Annotated in this window: 20 protein-coding genes; 18 read left to right on the top strand and 2 right to left on the bottom strand. The window is 67.2% G+C overall.

Translation table 11 applies throughout. The annotated features are described in order from the left end of the window. The 15 genes from BLU08_RS15295 (at position 1) to BLU08_RS03875 (ending at position 14,976) form a co-directional block, all read left to right on the top strand. Positions 1–141, top strand: a complete 141-nt coding sequence (locus BLU08_RS15295) for a hypothetical protein (protein ID WP_172800979.1) — start codon at positions 1–3, stop codon at positions 139–141. After that, a complete protein-coding gene (locus BLU08_RS03940) occupies positions 138–350 on the top strand; it encodes a hypothetical protein (protein WP_090195581.1) in 213 nt (70 codons plus the stop codon). The genes BLU08_RS15295 and BLU08_RS03940 overlap by 4 nt, the downstream gene beginning before the upstream one ends. Further along, entirely contained in the window at positions 337–1,629 is a 1,293-nt protein-coding gene (gene nuoF / locus BLU08_RS03935) for an NADH-quinone oxidoreductase subunit NuoF (RefSeq protein WP_090195578.1), read from the top strand. Before BLU08_RS03940 ends, nuoF begins: the two co-directional genes overlap by 14 nt. Beyond that, on the top strand, positions 1,629–3,662 hold the full coding sequence (nuoG, locus tag BLU08_RS03930; protein WP_090195575.1) for an NADH-quinone oxidoreductase subunit NuoG: 2,034 nt from the start codon (positions 1,629–1,631) through the stop codon (positions 3,660–3,662). Before nuoF ends, nuoG begins: the two co-directional genes overlap by 1 nt. Beyond that, on the top strand, positions 3,659–4,801 hold the full coding sequence (gene nuoH, locus BLU08_RS03925) for an NADH-quinone oxidoreductase subunit NuoH (protein ID WP_090195572.1): 1,143 nt from the start codon (positions 3,659–3,661) through the stop codon (positions 4,799–4,801). Before nuoG ends, nuoH begins: the two co-directional genes overlap by 4 nt. Beyond that, complete coding sequence (gene nuoI, locus BLU08_RS03920; RefSeq protein WP_090195569.1) at positions 4,798–5,286, top strand: NADH-quinone oxidoreductase subunit NuoI; 489 nt, start codon at positions 4,798–4,800, stop codon at positions 5,284–5,286. Before nuoH ends, nuoI begins: the two co-directional genes overlap by 4 nt. A gap of 147 nt (positions 5,287–5,433) precedes the next feature. Continuing rightward, positions 5,434–6,057, top strand: coding sequence for an NADH-quinone oxidoreductase subunit J (locus BLU08_RS03915; protein ID WP_090200979.1), 624 nt, complete (start codon positions 5,434–5,436; stop codon positions 6,055–6,057). After that, positions 6,054–6,359 carry an NADH-quinone oxidoreductase subunit NuoK gene (gene nuoK / locus BLU08_RS03910; RefSeq protein WP_034904657.1) on the top strand — a complete coding sequence of 102 codons (306 nt, stop codon included), beginning with the start codon at positions 6,054–6,056 and terminating at the stop codon, positions 6,357–6,359. The genes BLU08_RS03915 and nuoK overlap by 4 nt, the downstream gene beginning before the upstream one ends. Before the next feature lie 6 nt (positions 6,360–6,365). Beyond that, on the top strand, positions 6,366–8,444 hold the full coding sequence (nuoL, locus tag BLU08_RS03905) for an NADH-quinone oxidoreductase subunit L (protein WP_090195566.1): 2,079 nt from the start codon (positions 6,366–6,368) through the stop codon (positions 8,442–8,444). Between the two features lie 15 nt (positions 8,445–8,459). After that, positions 8,460–10,010 carry an NADH-quinone oxidoreductase subunit M gene (locus BLU08_RS03900; RefSeq protein WP_090195563.1) on the top strand — a complete coding sequence of 517 codons (1,551 nt, stop codon included), beginning with the start codon at positions 8,460–8,462 and terminating at the stop codon, positions 10,008–10,010. Further along, entirely contained in the window at positions 10,010–11,488 is a 1,479-nt protein-coding gene (gene nuoN, locus BLU08_RS03895) for an NADH-quinone oxidoreductase subunit NuoN (RefSeq protein ID WP_090195560.1), read from the top strand. The genes BLU08_RS03900 and nuoN overlap by 1 nt, the downstream gene beginning before the upstream one ends. Then, complete coding sequence (locus BLU08_RS03890) at positions 11,485–12,210, top strand: biotin--[acetyl-CoA-carboxylase] ligase (protein ID WP_090195555.1); 726 nt, start codon at positions 11,485–11,487, stop codon at positions 12,208–12,210. The genes nuoN and BLU08_RS03890 overlap by 4 nt, the downstream gene beginning before the upstream one ends. 19 nt (positions 12,211–12,229) lie before the next feature. Then, positions 12,230–13,021, top strand: a complete 792-nt coding sequence (locus BLU08_RS03885; protein ID WP_090195552.1) for a type III pantothenate kinase — start codon at positions 12,230–12,232, stop codon at positions 13,019–13,021. Positions 13,022–13,036: 15 nt separating this feature from the next. Continuing rightward, positions 13,037–14,686 carry a ribonuclease J gene (locus BLU08_RS03880; protein WP_172800978.1) on the top strand — a complete coding sequence of 550 codons (1,650 nt, stop codon included), beginning with the start codon at positions 13,037–13,039 and terminating at the stop codon, positions 14,684–14,686. 5 nt (positions 14,687–14,691) lie between these two features. Then, the gene (locus BLU08_RS03875; protein ID WP_090195548.1) at positions 14,692–14,976 is read left to right on the top strand and encodes a DUF1467 family protein; all 285 of its coding nucleotides are present in this window, start codon (positions 14,692–14,694) and stop codon (positions 14,974–14,976) included. Here BLU08_RS03875 and BLU08_RS03870 read toward each other — a convergent pair. After that, positions 14,973–17,558, bottom strand: coding sequence for an ATPase (locus BLU08_RS03870; protein ID WP_090195545.1), 2,586 nt, complete (start codon positions 17,556–17,558; stop codon positions 14,973–14,975). The two genes, BLU08_RS03875 and BLU08_RS03870, sit on opposite strands and share 4 nt — an antisense overlap. A gap of 69 nt (positions 17,559–17,627) precedes the next feature. On the opposite strand from BLU08_RS03870, the gene BLU08_RS03865 reads away from it, so the two are divergent. The 3 genes from BLU08_RS03865 to BLU08_RS03855 all read left to right on the top strand — a co-directional run bounded on the left by BLU08_RS03865 (position 17,628) and on the right by BLU08_RS03855 (position 20,463). After that, positions 17,628–17,939, top strand: a complete 312-nt coding sequence (locus BLU08_RS03865; protein ID WP_090195540.1) for an Hpt domain-containing protein — start codon at positions 17,628–17,630, stop codon at positions 17,937–17,939. Between the two features lie 134 nt (positions 17,940–18,073). Further along, complete coding sequence (locus BLU08_RS03860; RefSeq protein ID WP_157674440.1) at positions 18,074–19,057, top strand: hypothetical protein; 984 nt, start codon at positions 18,074–18,076, stop codon at positions 19,055–19,057. Beyond that, positions 19,054–20,463, top strand: coding sequence for a sensor histidine kinase (locus tag BLU08_RS03855; protein ID WP_369816829.1), 1,410 nt, complete (start codon positions 19,054–19,056; stop codon positions 20,461–20,463). Before BLU08_RS03860 ends, BLU08_RS03855 begins: the two co-directional genes overlap by 4 nt. Here the strand turns inward: BLU08_RS03855 and BLU08_RS03850 are convergent. After that, on the bottom strand, positions 20,460–20,672 hold the full coding sequence (locus BLU08_RS03850) for a hypothetical protein (RefSeq protein WP_090195534.1): 213 nt from the start codon (positions 20,670–20,672) through the stop codon (positions 20,460–20,462). The genes BLU08_RS03855 and BLU08_RS03850 overlap by 4 nt on opposite strands. Positions 20,673–20,680 lie beyond the last annotated feature (8 nt).

Raw genomic sequence — 20,680 nt, 5'->3', positions numbered from 1 at the left:
ATGGAGATCGTCTCGATCATCGGTGCGCTGGTGCTGGCGTTCATCGCCTACAAGCTGCTGATGGGGCTGGTGCGCGTCGGGGTCGTCATCGCGATCCTCGGCGTGCTCTTCGTGCTTTTCCAACAGGGAGCGATCGGATGAACGGCGGCACCCTGGCTTTTGCGCTTGGCGGGATCATCTGCTTCTTCATCGGGGCCTATCTCTCGGCCACCGGCGATCTTTACCTCGGCATCTTCTTCATGGGCGTGGGCCTGTTCTTCCAGGTAGCCTCGCTCGCGCGGATCAAGGCCGAGAAGAAACGGGCCGCCGAGGCGGCCGGCGAAAGGAATGGCGACAATGCTGGCCGATAAGGACCGCATCTTCACCAATGTCTACGGCTTCCAGGACTGGGGCCTGAAAGCAGCGCAGGCGCGCGGCGACTGGGACGACACCAGGGCCTTGATCGAGCGCGGCCAGGACGCGATCATCGACGAGATCAAGGCATCGGGCCTGCGCGGCCGGGGCGGGGCGGGCTTCCCTACGGGGCTCAAATGGTCCTTCATGCCCAAGGAATCGAAGGACGGCCGGCCGAGCTTCCTTGTCATCAATGCCGACGAATCCGAACCCGGAAGCTGCAAGGACCGCGAGATCATCCGCCACGATCCGCACAAGCTGGTCGAAGGCGCGCTGGTCGCCGGTTTCGCGATGCGCGCGCGGGCGGCCTACATCTACATTCGCGGCGAATACATCCGCGAGGCCGAAACGCTCCAGGCAGCGATCGACCAGGCTTATGACGCCGGGCTGATCGGCAGGAACGCCTGCGGGTCGGGCTATGATTTCGACGTGTTCATGCACCGCGGCGCGGGCGCATACATCTGCGGCGAAGAGACCGCGATGATCGAAAGCCTCGAAGGCAAGAAGGGCCAGCCGCGCCTCAAGCCCCCGTTCCCGGCGGGCGCGGGCCTCTATGGCTGCCCGACGACGGTGAACAATGTCGAGAGCATCGCGGTCGTCCCGACCATCCTGCGGCGCGGAGCCTCGTGGTTCAGCAGTTTCGGGCGCGAGAACAACGCCGGGACCAAACTGTTCCAGATCTCCGGCCATGTCGAAAAGCCCTGCGTGGTCGAGGAAGCGATGAGCATTCCCTTCCGCGAGCTGATCGAGAAGCATTGCGGCGGCATTCGCGGGGGGTGGGACAACCTCCTCGCGGTGATCCCGGGCGGTTCCTCGGTCCCGCTGGTGCCGGCCGAGCAGATCATGGACGCGCCGATGGATTTCGACGGGCTCAAGGAACTGGGCTCCGGCCTCGGCACGGCGGCGGTGATCGTCATGGACAAGTCGACCGACATCGTGCGCGCGATCAGCCGGATCAGCTATTTCTACAAGCACGAAAGCTGCGGCCAGTGCACCCCCTGCCGCGAAGGCACGGGCTGGATGTGGCGCGTGATGGAGCGCCTTCGCACGGGCGATGCGGCAATCGAGGAGATCGACATGCTGCACGACGTCACCAAGCAGGTCGAAGGCCACACGATCTGCGCGCTGGGTGATGCGGCGGCCTGGCCGATCCAGGGGCTGATCCGGCATTTCCGGCCCGAGCTGGAGCGGCGGATCATCGAGCATAACGCACAATTCCAAGAGGCAGCCGAGTAATGCCCAAGGTCACCGTAGACGGCGTAGAAATCGAAGTTCCGGCGGGCGCGACGGTCCTCCAGGCGTGCGAGCTTGCGGGCAAGGAAATCCCGCGCTTCTGCTATCATGAACGGCTCAGCATCGCCGGCAATTGCCGCATGTGCCTCGTCGAGGTGAAGCCCGGGCCGCCCAAGCCGCAGGCCTCCTGCGCGCTGCCCGCGGCGGAGAACCAGGAAATCCGCACCGACACCATGATGGTCAAGAAGGCGCGCGAAGGGGTGATGGAGTTCCTGCTCATCAACCACCCGCTCGATTGCCCGATCTGCGACCAGGGCGGCGAATGCGACCTGCAGGACCAGGCGATGGCCTATGGTCGCGGCGGCTCGCGCTACACGCGCGAGAACAAGCGCGCCGTGACCGAGAAATACATGGGGCCGCTGATCAAGACGATCATGACCCGCTGCATCCACTGCACCCGCTGCGTGCGCTTCTCCGAAGAGATCGCGGGCGTGGACGAGATCGGCGCGCTCTATCGCGGCGAAGACATGCAGATCACGACCTATCTCGAAAAGGCCGCGGCGCACGAATTGTCGGCGAACGTGATCGACCTGTGCCCGGTCGGCGCGCTGACTTCGCGCCCCTATGCCTTCGAAGCGCGGCCGTGGGAATTGAAGCGCACGCTCTCCATCGACGTGTCGGACGCGGTCGGCGCGAACATCTCGCTGCACTCCAAGGGCCGCGAGGTGATGCGCGCGCTTCCGCGGATCAACGACGACGTCAACGAGGAATGGCTGTCCGACAAGGGCCGCTACATGGTCGATGGTCTCGTCAAGCGACGGCTCGACCGGGTGTGGATGCGCAAGGGCGGCAAGCTCCAGCCTGCCAGCTGGTCCGACGCGTTCGAGGCGATCGCGGGCCATCTCGGTAGCGACAAGGCGAGCATCGCGGCTGTCGCGGGCGACCTGGTCGATTGCGAGACCATGTTCGCGGCCAGGTCGCTGCTGAGGGCGTGCGGGTCCGACCTCGTCGAAGGACGGCAGACCGGCATGACCTACGACGTGTCGAACCTTGCTGCGGTCAATTTCAACACGACCTTTGCGGGGATCGAGACCGCCGACTGCATCCTGATCGTCGGCAGTCACATCCGCTGGGAGGCCGCGCTGGTCCACCCGCGCCTGCGCAAGGCGGTGAAGGCGGGGGCGAAGGTGTTCCTCGTCGGGCCGGAATGGGACACGACCTTCGCGGCCGAATGGCTGGGCGCGGATCTCAAGGTGCTGAACCGCCTGCCCAAGGCGCTGGGCGATGCGATGAAGGCGGCGAAGCGTCCGGCGGTAATCCTCGGCGGGGCGGCTCTGGCGAAGGGCGCGCTCGCCCCCGCGCTCAAGCTGGTCGACAAGTTCAAGCTGGTGCGCGTGCTCGAGGATGGCAGCCCCTGGAACGGGTTCAACGTGCTGCACATGGCGGCGGCGCGGATGGGTTCGCTGATGCTCGGCTTCGCGCGCGAAGGCGGCATGGCCGATCTTGCGGCAGCGCAGCCGAAGGTGCTGCTCAGCCTCGGTGCGGACGAGATGGATTACGAACCTTTCGCCGACTCCCTGAAGGTCTACATCGGCCACCACGGCGACCGCGGCGCCCATGCGGCGGACATCATCCTGCCGGCGGCAAGCTATGCCGAAAAGGACGGGACCTATGTCAACACCGAAGGCCGCGTGCAGTTCGCCGAAAAGGCCGTCTTCGCGCCCGGCGATGCGCGCGAGGACTGGACGATCCTGCGCGCGCTCGCCGATGCGCTGGGCGTCTCTGTCGGTTTCGACAGTTTCGAAGAATTGCAGATGGCAATGATGCGCGAAGTGCCCGCGCTCGGCGAAGAGGGGCTGGCCGATTACGGCGAGCTTCCCAAGCCCGACACGAACGCGAAGGCGGAAGGCGTGATCGAGGCCTATCCGATCAGGGATTTCTACCTCACCAACCCGATCGCCCGCGCGAGCGCGGTGATGCAGCGCTGCTCGGCCGAACTGCTGCACGCCGACGAGGTCAAGGAGGCGGCGGAGTGACCGATTTCTTCCAATCGCTCGGCCTGTCCTACGAATGGGCCTGGACCATCGGCACCTTCGCCGCGATCCTCATCATTTCGCTGCTCGTGATGTTCTCGGTGGCCATGGTGATCTTCGTCGATCGCAAGGTGCTGGGTGCGATCATGCTGCGGAAAGGTCCGAACGTGGTCGGGCCGTTCGGCCTGATGCAGAGCTTCGCCGACGGGCTGAAAGTGTTCCTGCAGGAAACCATCATTCCGAGCGCGGCGAACAAGGGCATCTTCCTGCTCGCGCCGATCGTCACCTTCACCGTCGCGCTCGCCGCCTGGGCGGTGGTGCCGTTCGATGCGGGCTGGGTGGTCGCGGACATCAACGTGGGCCTGCTCTACATCCTCGCGATCTCGTCACTGGGCGTCTACGGCGTGGTGATGAGCGGGTGGGCGTCGAACTCCAAGTACCCGTTCTTCTCCGCCATGCGCGCGGCGGCGCAGATGATTTCCTACGAGGTCTCGATCGGGTTCATCCTCGTGTGCGTGGTGCTGTTCGCGGGCACCTTCAACATGACCGGGATCGTGATGGCGCAGCAGGGCTTCGGGCTCGGCATCATCAACGGTTTCGTGGTGCACCCGCTGCTGTTCCCGATGTGGGTGGTGTTCTTCATCTCGGCGCTGGCCGAGACGGCGCGCGCGCCCTTCGACCTGACCGAGGCGGAAAGCGAGCTCGTCGCGGGCTACCAGACCGAATATTCGAGCATGGCCTTTGCCCTGTTCTGGCTCGGCGAATATGCCAACATCCTGCTGATGTGCTCGCTCAACACCCTGCTGTTCTGGGGCGGGTGGCTGCCGCCGATCGACTGGGCGCCGCTCTACGCGATCCCGGGCATCTTCTGGTTCCTGCTCAAGACCTTCGCCTTCTTCTTCATGTTCAGCTGGATCTGGGCGACCGTGCCGCGCTACCGCTACGACCAGCTGATGCGGCTCGGGTGGAAGATCTTCCTCCCGATGAGCCTGCTCTTCGTCGCTCTGATCAGCGGCTACCTGATGGCGACGGGGCATTTCGAGCGGAAGTCGATCCTGAGCGAGGAGGCCCCCGCCGCCGCCCCCGCTGAACTCGCAATCAACCACCCTGCACGGCCCGTCGCCGTGAGAGGCCAGTCATGACCACCGCAACCCAACTCCTCAAGTCCTTCACCCTCTGGGAATTCCTCAAGGCTCACACGCTGACCTTGAAGTATTTCTTCAAGCCCAAGGTGACGATCAACTATCCCTTCGAGAAGTCGCCGCTTTCCCCGCGTTTTCGCGGCGAACACGCGCTGCGCCGCTACCCGAACGGCGAAGAGCGCTGCATCGCCTGCAAGCTGTGCGAGGCGGTGTGCCCCGCGCAGGCGATCACGATCGAGAGCGAGCCGCGCGAGGACGGCAGCCGCCGCACCACACGGTACGACATCGACATGACCAAGTGCATCTATTGCGGTTTCTGCCAGGAGGCCTGCCCGGTCGATGCCATCGTCGAGGGTCCGAACTTCGAATATTCCACCGAAACCCGCGAGGAGCTGCTCTACGACAAGGCCAAGCTGCTTGCGAACGGTGACAAATGGGAAAGGGCCATCGCGGCCAATCTTGAAGCGGACGCACCCTACCGCTAGGGGCATCGCGAAATTCACGACGAGGAGGCTTCTTGCGAGTCTCCGCTCGCCCCTGTCCCTTGCCGGGAAGGGGATACTAACAAGGGATCAGATCGCCGCCTTGCCATGCTCCGCGCCGGGCGCGGGGGAGGGGCGGCCACAAGCATCATGATACAGGTCCTAGCCTTCTATCTCTTCGCCGCCGTGGTGATCGCGAGCGCGGTGTTCGTGGTCCTGTCGCGCAACCCGGTCCATTCGGTGCTGTGGCTGATCCTCGCCTTTTTCAACGCGGCGGGGCTGATGGTGCTGGTGGGCGCGGAATTCATCGCGATGCTGCTGGTGATCGTCTATGTCGGCGCGGTCGCGGTGCTGTTCCTGTTCGTCGTCATGATGCTCGACATCGATTTCGCCTCCATGCGCGCAGGCTTCATCCGCAATCTGCCGCTGGGCGTGGCGGTGGCGGTGATCCTGCTTGCCGAACTGCTGCTGGTGGTCGGGGCCTATGGCGCGGGCGGCATCGCGATCGGGACGGCCGACGGATCGCGGGCGGCGCCGCTCGGACTGAGCAATATCGAGGCCCTGGGGGCGCTGCTCTACACCGATTACATCCTGCTGTTCGAGATCGCCGGGATCATCCTCCTCGTCGCGATGATCGGGGCGATCGTCCTCACTTTCCAGCCGCCGAAGCCCGGCGCGCGCGGCCGCCAGAACGTCGGCAGGCAGATCGCGCGCCGACCGGAAGATGCAACCGTCATGAAGAACCCGGAATACGGGAAAGGGGTCGAGCTGTGATCGGCATCGAGCATTATCTCACCGTGGGCGCGATCCTGTTCGTGCTGGGCGTGCTGGGGATATTCCTCAATCGCAAGAACGTGATCGTGATCCTGATGGCGATCGAGCTGATCCTGCTCGCGGTGAACATCAACCTCGTCGCATTCAGCGCCTTCATGGGCGATCTCGTCGGGCAGGTCTTCGCCATGCTGGTGCTGACCGTCGCGGCGGCCGAGGCGGCGATCGGGCTTGCGATCCTCTTCATCTACTTCCGCGGCCACGGCACGATCGCGGTCGACGACGTGAACCGGATGAAGGGATAATCGCCGGTGCAATCGATCCTCATCATCGTCTTCCTGCCGCTGCTGGCCGCGATCGTCGCGGGGTTCGGCAACCGCGCAATCGGCAACGTCGCGGCCAAGACCGTGACGACGGGCGCGCTGTTCGTGTCCGCCGCGCTGTCGTGGCCGATCTTCCTCGGCTTTCTTGACGGGAGCGAGACGGAGCGTGTCGTGCCGGTGCTCAAATGGGTGCAGTCGGGCGACATGAGCTTCGACTGGGCGCTGCGGGTCGATGCGCTGACCGCGGTGATGCTGGTCGTCATCAATTCGGTCTCGGCGCTCGTCCACCTCTATTCCTGGGGCTACATGGAGGAGGACGACAGCCAGCCGCGCTTCTTCGCCTATCTGTCGCTGTTCACCTTCGCCATGCTGATGCTGGTGACCGCCGACAACCTCGTCCAGATGTTCTTCGGATGGGAAGGGGTGGGCCTTGCGAGCTACCTGCTGATCGGGTTCTATTTCAGGAAGCCCAGCGCGGGCGCGGCGGCGATCAAGGCTTTCGTGGTCAACCGCGTGGGCGATCTCGGCTTCATGCTCGGCATCTTCGGCACGTTCCTCGTGTTCAACACGACCTCGATCCCCGAAATCCTTGCAGCCGCCCCGGCGATGAGCGGATCGACCATCGGATTTCTCGGCTTTCGTTTCTACACGATGGATATCCTGTGCATCCTGTTGTTCATCGGGGCGATGGGCAAGTCCGCGCAGCTTGGCCTGCACACCTGGCTGCCCGACGCGATGGAGGGGCCGACGCCGGTTTCCGCGCTGATCCACGCCGCGACCATGGTGACGGCGGGCGTGTTCATGGTCTGCCGCCTGTCGCCCATGTTCGAGACCGCGCCGACCGCGCTCGCCATCGTGACGGTCGTGGGCGCCGCGACCTGCTTCTTCGCCGCGACGATCGGGACGACGCAGTGGGACATCAAGCGGGTGATCGCCTATTCGACCTGCTCGCAATTGGGCTACATGTTCTTCGCCGCCGGGGTCGGGGCATACGGCGTCGCCATGTTCCACCTCTTCACCCACGCCTTCTTCAAGGCGCTGCTGTTCCTCGGCGCGGGGTCGGTGATCCACGCCATGCACCACGAGCAGGACATGCGCTATTACGGCGGGCTGCGTAAGGCGATCCCGGTCACCTTCTGGGCGATGATGGCGGGCACGCTCGCGATCACCGGGGTCGGCGTTCTGGGCGTGTTCGGGTTCGCGGGTTTCTATTCCAAGGACGCGATCCTCGAAGCGGCCTGGGCGCGCGGCACGGGTGTTGCCCACTTCGCCTTCTGGGCCGGTGCGATCGCGGCGCTGCTGACGAGCTTCTATTCCTGGCGACTCATGTTCCTCACCTTCTGGGGCAAACCGCGCTGGGCCGAGAGCGAACACATCCGACACGCGGTCCATCACGGCGAACACGATTCCGATCACGCGCACCCCGCACCGCACGAAAACGCCGCGCAGAAGGGGCCGCACGCCGTGCCTTCGACCGACGAGCATGACGGGACTGCCGGTTACCACCCGCACGAAAGCCCGCTTTCGATGCTCGTCCCGCTCGGCGTGCTGACGCTGGGTGCGGTCTTTGCAGGCTATGTCTTCAAATATCCCTTCATCGACGGCTCGTCCGATATGGTCGATCCGAACGGTTTCTGGGGCAATTCGATCTTTTTCAACGAGAACCTCATCCACGCGCTTCATGCGGTGCCGCTCTGGGTCAAGCTGACCGCCACCGCGTCCATGGTGATCGGCCTCGGCGGGGCGGTGCTCGCCTACATCCTCAGGCCGGACATCCCGGGCGCCTTCGTCGCGCGGTTTTCGGCGCTGCACCGGTTCGTCTATCGCAAGTGGTATTTCGACGAGCTTTATGACGCGATCTTCGTGAAGCCCGCCTTCTGGCTCGGCCGCCAGTTCTGGAAGATCGGCGACATCGGCGGGATCGACCGCTTCGGCCCCAACGGCATCGCCTGGGCGGTCCAGCGCGGCTCGGTCGCGGCGCGCTCGATCCAGTCGGGCTATCTCTACACCTATGCGCTGGTCATGCTGCTCGGCCTCGTCGCCGCCATGACCTACGTTCTTCTCTAAGGGGCCGGGGCTTACATGGAAGGCTTTCCCATCCTTACGACGATGATGCTCGTGCCGCTCGTGGGTGCGGTCCTGTGCCTGTTCACCGGCGCAAGCGCCGCGCGCGGGATCGCGCTGGCGGTAACGCTCGTCACGCTCGCGCTGGGCGCCGTGCTCTGGCTCAATTTCGATGTCGGCGGGGCGCAATGGCAGTTCACCGAGCGGGCCGAGCTGTTCGACGGTTTCTCCTACGCGCTCGGCATCGACGGGATCGCGCTGATGCTCATCATGCTCAGCGTCTTCCTGATGCCGATCTGCATCCTCGCCAGCTGGGATTCGATTGCGAAGCGGGTGGGCGAATACATGAGCGCCTTCCTGCTGATGGAAGTGCTGATGATCGGTGTCTTCGCCGCGCAGGACATCTTCCTGTTCTACATCTTCTTCGAGGCGAGCCTCATCCCGATGTATCTCATCATCGGCGTCTGGGGCGGGGACAACCGCATCTACGCGAGCTACAAGTTCTTCCTCTACACCCTGCTCGGCTCGGTCGTGATGCTGATCGCGATGTTCTGGATGGTGGCGGAAGCCGGCACGTCCGACATCCCGACGCTGATGGCCTATGATTTCCCGGCCAGCGCGCAGACCTGGCTGTGGCTCGCCTTCTTCGCGAGCTTCGCGGTCAAGGTCCCGATGTGGCCGTTCCACACCTGGCTGCCCGACGCCCACGTGCAGGCCCCGACGGCAGGTTCGGTGATCCTCGCGGGCGTCCTGCTCAAGCTCGGCGGCTACGGCTTCATCCGCTTCAGCCTGCCGATGTTTCCCGAAGCCTCCGCCGACCTCGCCTGGCTCGTCTTCGCGCTGGCGATGGTGGCTGTGATCTACACCTCGCTCGTCGCGCTGGTGCAGCACGACATGAAGAAACTGATCGCCTATTCCTCCGTCGCGCACATGGCGATCGTCATGGTCGGCCTGTTCGCCTTCAACGTGCAGGGGCTCGAAGGCGCGATGGTGCTGATGCTCAGCCACGGCCTCGTCTCGGGCGCGCTGTTCCTGTGCGTGGGCGTGATCTACGACCGCCTGCATACCCGCGAGATCGACCGCTATGGCGGCCTTTCCATCAACATGCCCTATTACGCGATGTTCTTCCTGTTCTTCACCATGGCCTCGATCGGCCTTCCGGGGACGAGCGGTTTCGTCGGCGAGTTCCTGTCGCTGGCCGGAATCTACCAGGTATCGACCTGGGCCGCGCTCGTCTGCACCACCGGCATCATCCTCGGCGCTGCCTACATGCTCTACCTCTATCGCCGCGTCGCATTCGGCGTGCAGAAGAACGACGATGCCGCGCGCATGGGCGACCTCAGGCCGCGCGAATGGGCAATGATGGTTCCCGTGGTCGCCGTGGTGCTGTGGATGGGCGTCTACCCCGAAAGCTTCATCGCCCCGATGCGCGCCGATATCGCCGCGCTCGACGCGCGCATCGCGCCCACCGGGCCGGAAAGCGACAGCCGGCTCGCGGCAGGACCCCCCCGGGCAGAGGCGGCCAATGCCCTGCCGCATGACGCCCATGCCGGGGAGGGAGAACATTGATGGACTTTCCCGCAAGCTTCGCGCTGATCGCGCCCGAACTGGTGCTGACCGGCACCGGCCTCGTCCTGCTGCTCGCGGCGGCCTGGGCGGGCGACAAGTCCGCGCGCAGCATCACCATACTTGCCGCGACCGGCCTGTTCGGGGCGGGCTTTCTGCTCGTGCCGGGGCTTCACACCGGCATCGACGGGCCCGAAACGCTGGCTTTCGGCGGCCTTCTCAAGATCGACAGCTTCGCGCTGTTCGCCAAGGCGCTGATCTATCTCGCCGCGATCGCGTGCCTGATGGTCGCGCCGCGCTTCTTCGACAGCGAGGCGGCCGGTCTCGACCGGGGGATGCGTGCGGAATATCCGGTGCTGGTGATCTTCGCCGTGCTCGGCATGAGCATCATGGTCTCGGCGAACGATTTCATGTCGCTATATCTCGGGCTCGAACTCAACAGCCTGTCGGCCTATGTCCTTGCCGCGATCCTCAAGCGCAACGCGCATTCGGGCGAGGCGGGGCTCAAGTATTTCGTCCTGGGCGCGCTCGCCTCGGGCATCCTGCTCTACGGGATGAGCCTGCTTTACGGGTTCACCGGCGGCACCAGTTTCGACACGGTGCGCGCCGGCCTCATCGGCGAACTTGCCTATGGCCCGCTGTTCGGCCTGACCTTCGTGCTCGCCGGGCTGGCCTTCAAGATTTCGGCCGTGCCGTTCCATATGTGGACGCCCGACGTCTACGAAGGCGCGCCGACGCCGGTGACCGCGTTCTTCTCGACCGCGCCCAAGGTCGCCGCGATCGGCCTCACCGCGCGGGTCGTGTTCGACGTGTTCGGCGGCCAGGTCCTCGCCTGGCAGCAGATCGTCATGTTCGCTGCGCTTGCCTCGATCATTTTCGGCGCGCTGGGCGCGATCGGTCAGGAGAACCTCAAGCGCCTGCTGGCCTATTCCTCGATCAACAATGTCGGCTTCATCCTGCTCGGCCTCGCGGTCGCGAGCGAGGCGGGGGCATCGGCCATGCTGGTTTACCTCTTCATCTATGTCGCGATGAGCCTCGGCAGCTTCGTCGCGCTGCTGATGCTCAGGAGCGAGGAGGGCGGGCTCTACGAAACGTTCGGTGACATTCGCGGTCTTTCTGTCACGCAGCCCGCGATCGCCTGGTGCCTGCTGATCTTCATGTTCAGCCTCGCCGGGATTCCCCCGCTGCTCGGCTTCTACAGCAAGTTCGTGGTGTTCCAGGCGACGGTCGATGCGGGTCTCGTCGCGTTCGGCGCGATCGCCATCGCCGCGAGCGTCATCGGCGCGTTCTATTACATCAAGTTCGTCAAGGTGATGTTCTTCGACGAGCCGGTCGGCCTCGTCACGGGCAAGAGCGGGGGCGGGCACTGGGCGCTGCTGTTCCTGACCGCTGCGCTGCTTTCGCCGCTGGGCTACCTGTTGACGCCGTCGCTCAGCGATCTCGCCGACAAGGCCGCGGCTTCGCTGTTCTTCGCGGTTTGACCAGCGCGCCCAGCCTTCGCATCGTCGAGGAGACGGGATCGACCAACGCCGATCTCGTCGCATCGGTCCGCGCGGGCCGTGCGCCGGGTGAGGGCGAATGGCTCGTCGCGCGCCGCCAGAGCGCCGGGCGCGGGCGGCAGGGGCGGCACTGGTTCGACGGGTCGGGCAATTTCATGGGCTCGAGCATCGTCCTCCCCCTCGAGGGCGATCCGCCGCCCGCCTCGCTCAGCTTCGTCGCCGCCCTGGCGGTCCACGATGCCGCCGCCGAGGCCTTGCGCGAGAGGGCAGGGCTCGCGCTCAAGTGGCCCAACGACGTGCTGCTCGACGGGGGCAAGCTGTCGGGCATCCTGCTCGAAATGGTGCGGCATCGCGTGATCGTCGGGATCGGCGTGAACCTCGCCCGCGCGCCGGACCTCCCGGACCGCCGGACCGCGGCGCTTGCCGATCACGGGGCGGTTCCGGAGGTGGAAACCTTCGCCCGCAGCCTCGCGGCGGCCTTCGCCGCGCGCCTCGCCGAATGGCGCGCCGAAGGGCTTTCCGTGACGCTCCAGCGCTTCCTCGCCGCCTCGATCCACGCCCCCGGCGCACCGCTGCGCGTCCACGACGGCGAGGGCGAGCCGATCGAGGGCCGCTTCGCCGGGCTGGAGACCGGCGACGGGGCGCTGCGTCTGCGCTTGGCGGACGGCTCCGAACGTGTCATTCGCGCGGGCGACGTGGACTAAGGAAAAGGCCGGAACACCCATGCTGCTCGCCGCCGATGTCGGGAACACCAATGTCGTCTTCGCCCTGTTCGAGGGCGACGGCGAAACGCAGAAGGTCCGTGCGCGCTGGCGTATCGCGACCGATCCGCGCCGCACCGGCGACGAATACGCGGTCTGGCTGCTCCAGCTGCTCAAGATCGAGGGCATCGGACGCTCCGACATCACCCGGATCATCTTCGCTTCCGTCGTCCCGCGCGCGGACCACAACCTCACCGTCCTCGCCCAGAAATATTTCGGGATTACTCCGCTCGTCGCCGGGCAGGGCGCGGCGCGCTGGCGGTTCGAGATCGATGTCGACCAGCCCAGCTCGCTGGGGGCGGACCGTGCGCTCAACATCCTTGCCGCGCATCACAAGTATGGCGGCGATCTCATCGTGGTCGATTTCGGCACCGCGACCAAGTTCGAGGCGATCGACTTCAACGGCACCTACAAGGGCGGCTCGATCGCGCCGGGGATCAACCTGTCGCTCGACGCATTGGTCGGTAAGACGGCGAAGCTGCCGCGCATCGCGATCCGCGCGCCCGAAACCACCAGCGTGATCGGGCGCAACACCGAGGACCAGATGCTGATCGGCGTCTTCTGGGGTTATGTCGCGATGATGGAAGGGATCATCGAGCGGATGCGCGCCGAAATCGGCCGCCCGGCCAAGGTCGTCGCCACCGGGGGCCTCGCCATCCTGTTCGACGAGGCGACCTCGATCTTCGACCATGTCGATGCCGACCTGACGATCGAGGGCCTCGGAATACTCGCCCGGCAGGCGGCGCAGGGCTGAGGAACCGGAGAGAACGTGGACAAGAACTACACCCCGCAAGACGAACTGCTTTTCCTCGCGCTCGGCGGATCGGGCGAAATCGGGATGAACGTCAACCTCTACGGCTGCAATGGCAAGTGGTTGATGGTCGATCTCGGCATGACCTTCTCGGGCGGCGAATACCCGGGCGTCGACCTTGTCTTCGCCGATCTCGAATTCATCGAGGACCGCCGCCGCGATCTCCTCGGCATCGTGCTCACCCATGCCCACGAGGACCATATCGGCGCCGTCCCCTATTTCGCGGGCGATCTCGGCGTGCCGCTCTACGCGACGCCCTTCACCGCGGATCTCGTCGCGCGCAAGCTGGAGGAAGCGGGCCTGCTGGGCGAGGTCGAGCTCAACATCATCGAGGAGGACCACGGGCGGATCGAGCTCGGGCCTTTCGCCGTCACCTATGTCCCGCTCGCGCATTCCATCGCCGAGGGCAACGCGCTGCTGATCGACACGCCGCACGGGCGCGTGTTCCACACCGGCGACTGGAAGCTCGACGAGGACCCGATCATCGGCGAGCCCACCACCCAGGAGGAACTGCGCGCGATCGGTGACGAGGGCGTGCTCGCGCTGGTGTGCGATTCCACCAATGTCTTCAACCCGAACCCCTCGGGCTCGGAAGGCGCGGTGCACAAGGCCCTGATGGAGGAAGTCGCCCGGCACAAGGGCAGGCGGGTGCTCGTCACCACCTTCGCCAGCAATGTCGCCCGCCTCCAGACCCTGGGCGAAGTCGCGCGCGAGACCGGGCGGCAGGTATGCATCGCAGGCCGCTCGCTCGACCGCATCATCGAGGTCGCGCAGGACAACGGCTATCTCGAGGACTTCCCGGACACGGTCGATTTCGACACGGCGATGGGCCTGCCGCGCGGTGAGGTGCTGATCCTCGCCACCGGCGGGCAGGGCGAACCGCGCGCCGCTCTGTCCCGGATCGCGGAAGGCAACCACCCGATCGAACTCGCGAGCGGAGACGTCGTGCTGTTCTCCTCGCGCCAGATACCGGGCAACGAGATCGCGATCGGAAAGGTCCAGAACCAGCTCGCCGCGCGCGGGGTCGAAATGGTCACCGACCGGCAGAGCCTGATCCATGTCTCGGGCCATCCGGGCCGGCCCGAACTCGAGGCGCTCTATTCGTGGCTGCGCCCGGAGGTTCTCGTCCCCGTCCACGGCGAGATGAAGCACATGGCCGAACAGGTGCGGCTCGGGAAGCAATGCCGGATCCCGCGCGCCGTGCTCCAGTCGAACGGCGACATCGTCCGCCTTGCCCCCGGCGAACCCGGACGCCTCGCGCAGGTGCGCCACGGGCGGCTCGTGCTGGACGGGGACATCATCGCGCCCTCTGATGGCGAGGCGGTCGTCATGCGGCGCCGGATCGCACAGGAAGGCGTGGTGATCGTCGTCCTCGTTCCCGGCGAAACCCCGCTGATCGAGGCGATCGGCCTGCCGCTCGACGAGGACATGGACGATTTCGTCGCCGAGGCGCAGCAGGACATCCTCGCTGCGGTCGGCAGGCTAAAGGGCAGGGACGCGCGCGATCTGGCCGCGATCCACGAGGCCGCGCGCCTCGCCGCCCGCCGCGCGGCGCAGCGCTGGTCCGGCAAGCGCCCGCAGGTCCGCGTGCTGATGCCGGGGGCCTGAACGCGATGCAATGGACCTCGATCCTCGCGATCTACTTCCTCGTCTGGATCGCCACCGCCTTCGTGATGCTGCCCTTCGGCGTGCGGACCGCGGACGAGGCGGGGGTCGACAAGGTGCCCGGCCAGGCGGAGAGCGCGCCGGTCAATTTCCGCCCCGGCCGGCTCGCCCTGCGCGCGACGGTGCTCGCCGCCGTGCTGACGGGCATCTATGTCCTCAATTACGAGCAGGGTTGGATCACCGCGGCGGACCTCGACCTGATGCCCGAACCGCCGGCCGACCTGCAGCGCTAGCCGCGGAAGCGTTCGATCGCCTGGGCGAGCGCGACGTAGAGCTTGCCGGCGTCCGATCCCAGCACCGTCACGCCCAGCGCATTGCCGTCGCGGGTCGAAAGCATCGCGCGCAGCATGGCCTCGAAATCGTGGATGTAGCGCGACACCGCGGCCTTGAAATCCTCGTCCCGCTGGTAGAGCTCGGCGATAGCCTTGGCGTCGTTCCCGTCCAGCAGCCGCACCGCGCGGCGGGTGAAGATGCCGCGATCGCCCTTGAGATAGGCGTCCCATGCCGTGTCGGTTACCTCGGTCGAAAGCGCCGAGGCGATATCGATCGAAGCCGAATTGAGACTGTCGGTGATGAGCGCCATGCGCCGGGCGAAATCATTGCTGACCTTCTCTTCGGCCATCTCGCGGGCGCGCGCGACACGCTGTTCGAGATTGCCGGCGAGTTCGTTGACGCGGGCGAGCTGGTCGCGCAGCTGCGCCGCCGCCTCGCGCCCGACGCCGGAGGCATGGGCAGCGGCCTGTTCGATCTTGCCGATCGTCGCTGCGCTCTCGCTGCGAAGCGAGCGTTCGAGCGCCTCGACCGCCTGTTCGCCCATTTCCCCGCCGAGTTTCGCCAGCCGCTCGCGCGCGCCTTCGTCGATCGTGCGGAAGGCGGCCTCGGTCGCCGCGCGCAGTTCCTCGAGCGCCGTGCGCAGGCGGTCCTGCGTCTCGCCGCCGAGCCGGTCGCTTTCCTCGACGAGCCGTTCGAACCCGCCGCGCAGGCCGCCCAGCCGGGCAAGGGTTTCCTCCGCTTGTGCGGCCAGTCGCGCCGCGAGCCGGTCGAGCGCGCCGTCGGTCGCCTCGATCTCGTCCCTGGTCCCGGCCAGGCGGTTCGTCAGCTCGTCGCCGTGCCCCTTGGCGGTCAGCATCAGGCCGCCGAGCGCCTCGACGCGCTGCTCCACCGACGAAAGGCCTCCGGTCGCGGTCTCGATCGCTTTCGGCAGGTCCTCGCGGGCGTGACGCGCGCCCGACTGGATGATCTCGAGGAGCCGAATTCCCGCTTCGGTCAGGTCGGACAGCAGGCGATCGGTTTCGGCCAGTTCGCGCCGCCGCGCATCGAGCTGTTCCCCGAGCGCGTCGAGCCCCGAGCCGAGGCTCTCGCGCGTCGCGTCGCTCTGGCGTCCGATCTCCGCGATGAGCGCGCCCAGCCGTTCGATTTCCGCACCCAGTTCCTGCCCGTGCCGGACAAGCTTCGCAGTGTCCTCGACCTGCGCCTCGCGGCGCTGGGCGAGCGCTTCGTCGAGGTCGGCGAGCCGCTGGGCGAGGATTTCGCTCGCCTGCGATTCGCGGGTCTCGAATTCGTCCTGCCGCCGCCGCATCTCCTCCATGAAGCGAAGGTCGCGCGCTTCGAGGCGGTCGTCGAACCGGCCGGCTTCCTCGTTGAGGTCGACGAGCCGCTTGCGCGCCGCCTCCATCGCCTGCCGGTCGAGCCCTTCGAGCGTGGCGATGGTTTCGGCGATCTCGTCGTGCAGGCGGTCCTTCGCCTCGTGCAGCCGGGCGAGCGCCGCATCCTCGCCCTGGCGCAGGTCGCTCGCGGCGGACTCGCTTTCCGCGCGCAGTGCCGCGACCCGTTCGCGCAGCGCCGCGATCGCGCCTTCCTCGGCTTGCTCGAAGGCGGCGCGGTAATCGCCCGCTTCCTCGCGGAGCGCCGCCAGCCGGCCTGCGCCAAGCTGTTCGATCGCGGAGAGTTGATTCTCGAAGCCCGCCAGCGTCTCCGCGACTTTCTGGCTGAGCGCGGCGACCTGGCTCGCGCTGGCCGTGCCGAACTGGTTCAACCGCTCGAACCCGGCGACGAGCTCGTCGAGCTGGCCGTGCGCGGTGCGGCCGGCATTGCCGATCTGGTTGGAAACGTCGCGCGCCGAATTGGCGATCACCGGGAGGTCGTCGCGCAGCCGGTTCATGTTGGCGAGCGCGGTCTCGCTGGCCGAACCGATCGCTTCCACCTGCGCGCCGTTGTCGTTGATGAGCCGCTGCAATTCGCCGGCATGGGCCGAGATCCGTTCGCTCGCGATCCGGCCGAGCGATTCGAGTTCGCGCGACTGCGCGGCGAGGAATTCGCGCGCGAGGCTGAGTTCGCGGTTGACCACGGCGAGCCGTTCCTCGAGCTCGGCGCTTTCGCGGCTGAGCAGCGCGGCCGAGGCGGCGAAGCGCTTCGCTTCGGCCCGCGAATTGCGCATCGCGACGAGGTAGATGACCGCGACGAGCAGCACCGGCACCGACCAGTCGATGATCCAGCCGGCCCAGGCCGAAGGGGGAGCGGAGGCCGCAGCGTTCCATTCCGCCCGCATCGCCCAGGCGAAGAACCCGGTCCACGCGGCGATGGCGAGTGCGGCGAGAACGCTCACCACCCGGTCGAACCGGGTACCCGCGGGCGCGGCGTCGGACCAATCGGGCTCGGCCTCGGTCCAGCTTTCCTCGACCGTCTCGTGTTCGAGCAGGAGCGTGTCGTCCTCGCGGGCAGCTTCGTCCGCGACAGTCGGCTGCGACCCCGACCCTTCCGGTTCGCGGGGTCGCGCGCCGCGGCCGATCGCCCTGATATGATGTCCACCAGACATGGCCGAACAATACCACACCCGCACTCGCGATAAACCCCGCTTTAACTTCGTCGCGGATAAGTCCTCGTCATGGCTTATGAAAGTGGCGCTCTCGATGCGACGATCGCGGCGGCGGCAGGGGGCGACCCGGCGCTGATGGGCGAATTGCGCGAAGCCTTCCTCGCCAGCGCTGCGCGCCAGCTCGATCTCCTGCGGCGCTCGCGCTGTGACGGGAACTGGCACGTCGCGGCGATGCGGCTGAAGGGCCTCGCGGCGAGCTTCCATGCCGAGGAACTGCTGCTCGCGGCCGACAACGCGCTCGCCTCCGCGCCCGGCGAACCGGCCGCGATCCGCGGTATCGAAACCGTGCTCGCCCGCTTTTCGGGCCGCGCGCGCGCCTGACCTGCCCGAAAACGCGACCCGTCCCGCGTCCGCGGCGGTCGGGCTCGCGCTCGCGGCGCGCGCACGGTTCCTGCTGCGTTCGGGGCGCCGATGGGCTAACGCGGGTTTAACTATACGCGCGTTATCGGGCATTTATGGCGCAGAGTGCAAACAGCCTTCACGGAACATCGGCCAGTGTCGAGAGCATCCTCAGCGAAGAACTCGCGCGGGGGGATCGTTCCTTGCGCGGGGTCGCGCCGGTGCTCGCGCACTTGCTGGCAAGTTCCGGCCAGCCGCTCGTCAGCGATGCGATCGTCGCGCGGGTGCGGGGGATGCTCGATCATCTCGCCCGGCAATTGCTCGCCGCAGAACGGGCCGAGGTGCTCGGAAGCCCGGCGCATGGTCCGCCCGCCCCGGCCGAGGCGGTCGATGCCCTGGCCGCGCACCTGGCGCAGGACCATGTCGTGCTCGGCCATTCCCATGTCCTCGCGCTCGAAAGCCACCTCGCCGAACGGCTCGAAAGGCGCGCCTCGCTCGACCCGGTGCTGAGCCCGCTCCTGCAGGAGCTGATCGCGTCGGACCGGCCGGCGATCGCCGAGCTTGCGATGACGACGCTCGCGGCGCAGTCGCGTTTTATCCAGAGTCAGCGGCGCATGGACATGCCGCTAAGCGAGCTTCCGGCCGAACTCTTCCTCGCCGTCATCGCCTGCTGGGAAACGGCCGCGCGCGCGGGCGAGCGGGGCGGCGTGCCGCGCGGCGCGATCGAACGGCTCAAGCGCTCCCACGACGAAGGCGAAAGCCGGGCGGGGCTGCTTGCCCGGCTCGTCTCGGCGATGGGGAGCGGGGTGCTCGCCGCGCTCGAACTCGAACACGCCGGGCTCGCCCTGTTCGCCAGCGCGCTCGCCTCGGTCACCCGGCAGCCGCGCGAGAACGCGGTGATCGCCTGCCACGAAAGCCAGGCCGCACGCCTCGCGCTCGCCTTTCGCGCCGCCGGGATGGACGCGCAGGCGATCGAGCGGCAGTTCATGCTGCTCGAACCCGGCGTCAGGGTGCCCGGCGTGATCGGTGAGCTCGCGCCCGACCGGGCGCAGGCGATCCTTGCCCGGTCTGACGCGCGCGTGGTGGACATCGAGCGGTGATCGAGCGCGGCGACACCCTGCTGGCGGCACGCGGGCTGACCGATGCGCGCGACCGGCTCGTCATCGCGGACGAACCGCTCGCCGATTTGCAGGCGGCCTGCGGGGGCAACCTGCCGGGGATGCTCGCGGTGCCCGACCTGCTCGACCTGGTGCGCCAGGCGCGCGCCATGGGCCTGCGCCTCGCCCGCGAATTCAGCGCCCATGACGGCGAGGAGGTCGTCTCCGGCTTCGTCCGCATTCATCCGCGCGAGGAAAGCGAGGGCGGCGGGTGCGAGCTCCTCGTCGAGAACTGGCAGCGCCATCCGCGCCCGCTCGCGGGATCGGGCGGGGGCGAGTTCGCCGAACAGCTCGACGCGATCGACCGCGCCAGCGCCGAGGCGAGCGGACGGCTCGATGCGCGCCAGCGGGTCCAGCTCGTCAGCGCCGGGGCGCCCGATGCGAAGGCGCTCGAACAGGCCATTGCCGACCAGCCGGGGCGGGTGTGGACCAGCTACGTCACCCTGCAGGACATCGCCCACCGCCAGCCGATGCACTGGCGCCTGCTCGACGGGGCGCACTGCAGCCTGCCGGGCTCGGAGCGGCGCTGGCGCGTGCGGCTGCTTCCTCTGGGGACGGTGACCACCGCGCCGGCCGGTTTCGAATGGCTGCTGGTGCCGCAGGAACCGCTCGGCGATGGCGGGGAGGGCAGCGAGGAGGAGGCCGCCGTGTCCGGGCACGGCCGGCTCATCGGGAGCGCGCTGACCCCGGTCCTGCGCCAGCCGATCGCGCGCATCATCGCCAATGCGGAGACCATCCGCGCGCGCCTCGCCGGGCCGCTGCGCGAGGAATACACCGAATATGCCGGCACCATCGTCGCCGCCGGACAGCACCTTTCGGGGATGCTGGATGACCTTGCCGACCTCGAAGTGGTCGAGGCGCCCGGCTTTTCCACCGCCCGCGAAAAGGTCGACCTTGCCGATGCGGCGCGCCGGGCGGGGGGCATCCTGGGCGTCCGGGCGCAGGCGCGCGACATCGCGCTCGACCTGCCGGGCGAGCATGAAAGCCGGATCGCCACGGCCGAGTTCCGGCGGGTGCTGCAGGTCCTCCTCAACCTCATCGGCAACGCGATCGCCTATTCCCCCGCCGAAAGCCGGGTGACGGTTCGGACCCACGCCGGGGCGGACGGGCGCGTCGCGGTCACCGTCGCGGACGAGGGGCCGGGCGTAAGCGACGAACAGGCCGCGCGCATCTTCGACAAGTTCGAGCGCCTGGGCCGCGACAATGACGGGGGATCGGGCCTCGGCCTCTACATCTCGCGCCGGCTTGCGCGGGCGATGGGGGGCGACCTGACGGTGGCGGCGGGCGAAGGCGACGGGGCGGTCTTCCGGCTCGACCTACCCGCGCATGGCAACGAAGGCACGGCTTAACGCTTCAGGAAGCGCCCGCCCGCCCAGACGAGAAGCGCGCCGATCGCCGCCGTGATCCCGCCGTAAAGCGCCCATTCGCGCTGGGCGAGCATGAAACTGCCCGGCGGCCACATGACGATGCCGAGCCCCTGGAGCGCCCACAGCAGGCCCGAAAAGACGAGGGCGGCCCCCAGCACCTGCACCGCAAGCACGAGGAAGGGCCGCCCCATCGTCCCGG

It is taken from the genome of Erythrobacter sp. HL-111, assembly GCF_900105095.1.
GTDB lineage: Bacteria > Pseudomonadota > Alphaproteobacteria > Sphingomonadales > Sphingomonadaceae > Erythrobacter.
The sequence above is the reverse complement of the archived record's forward strand: the minus strand, read 5'-3'. Positions and strand labels throughout refer to the sequence as shown.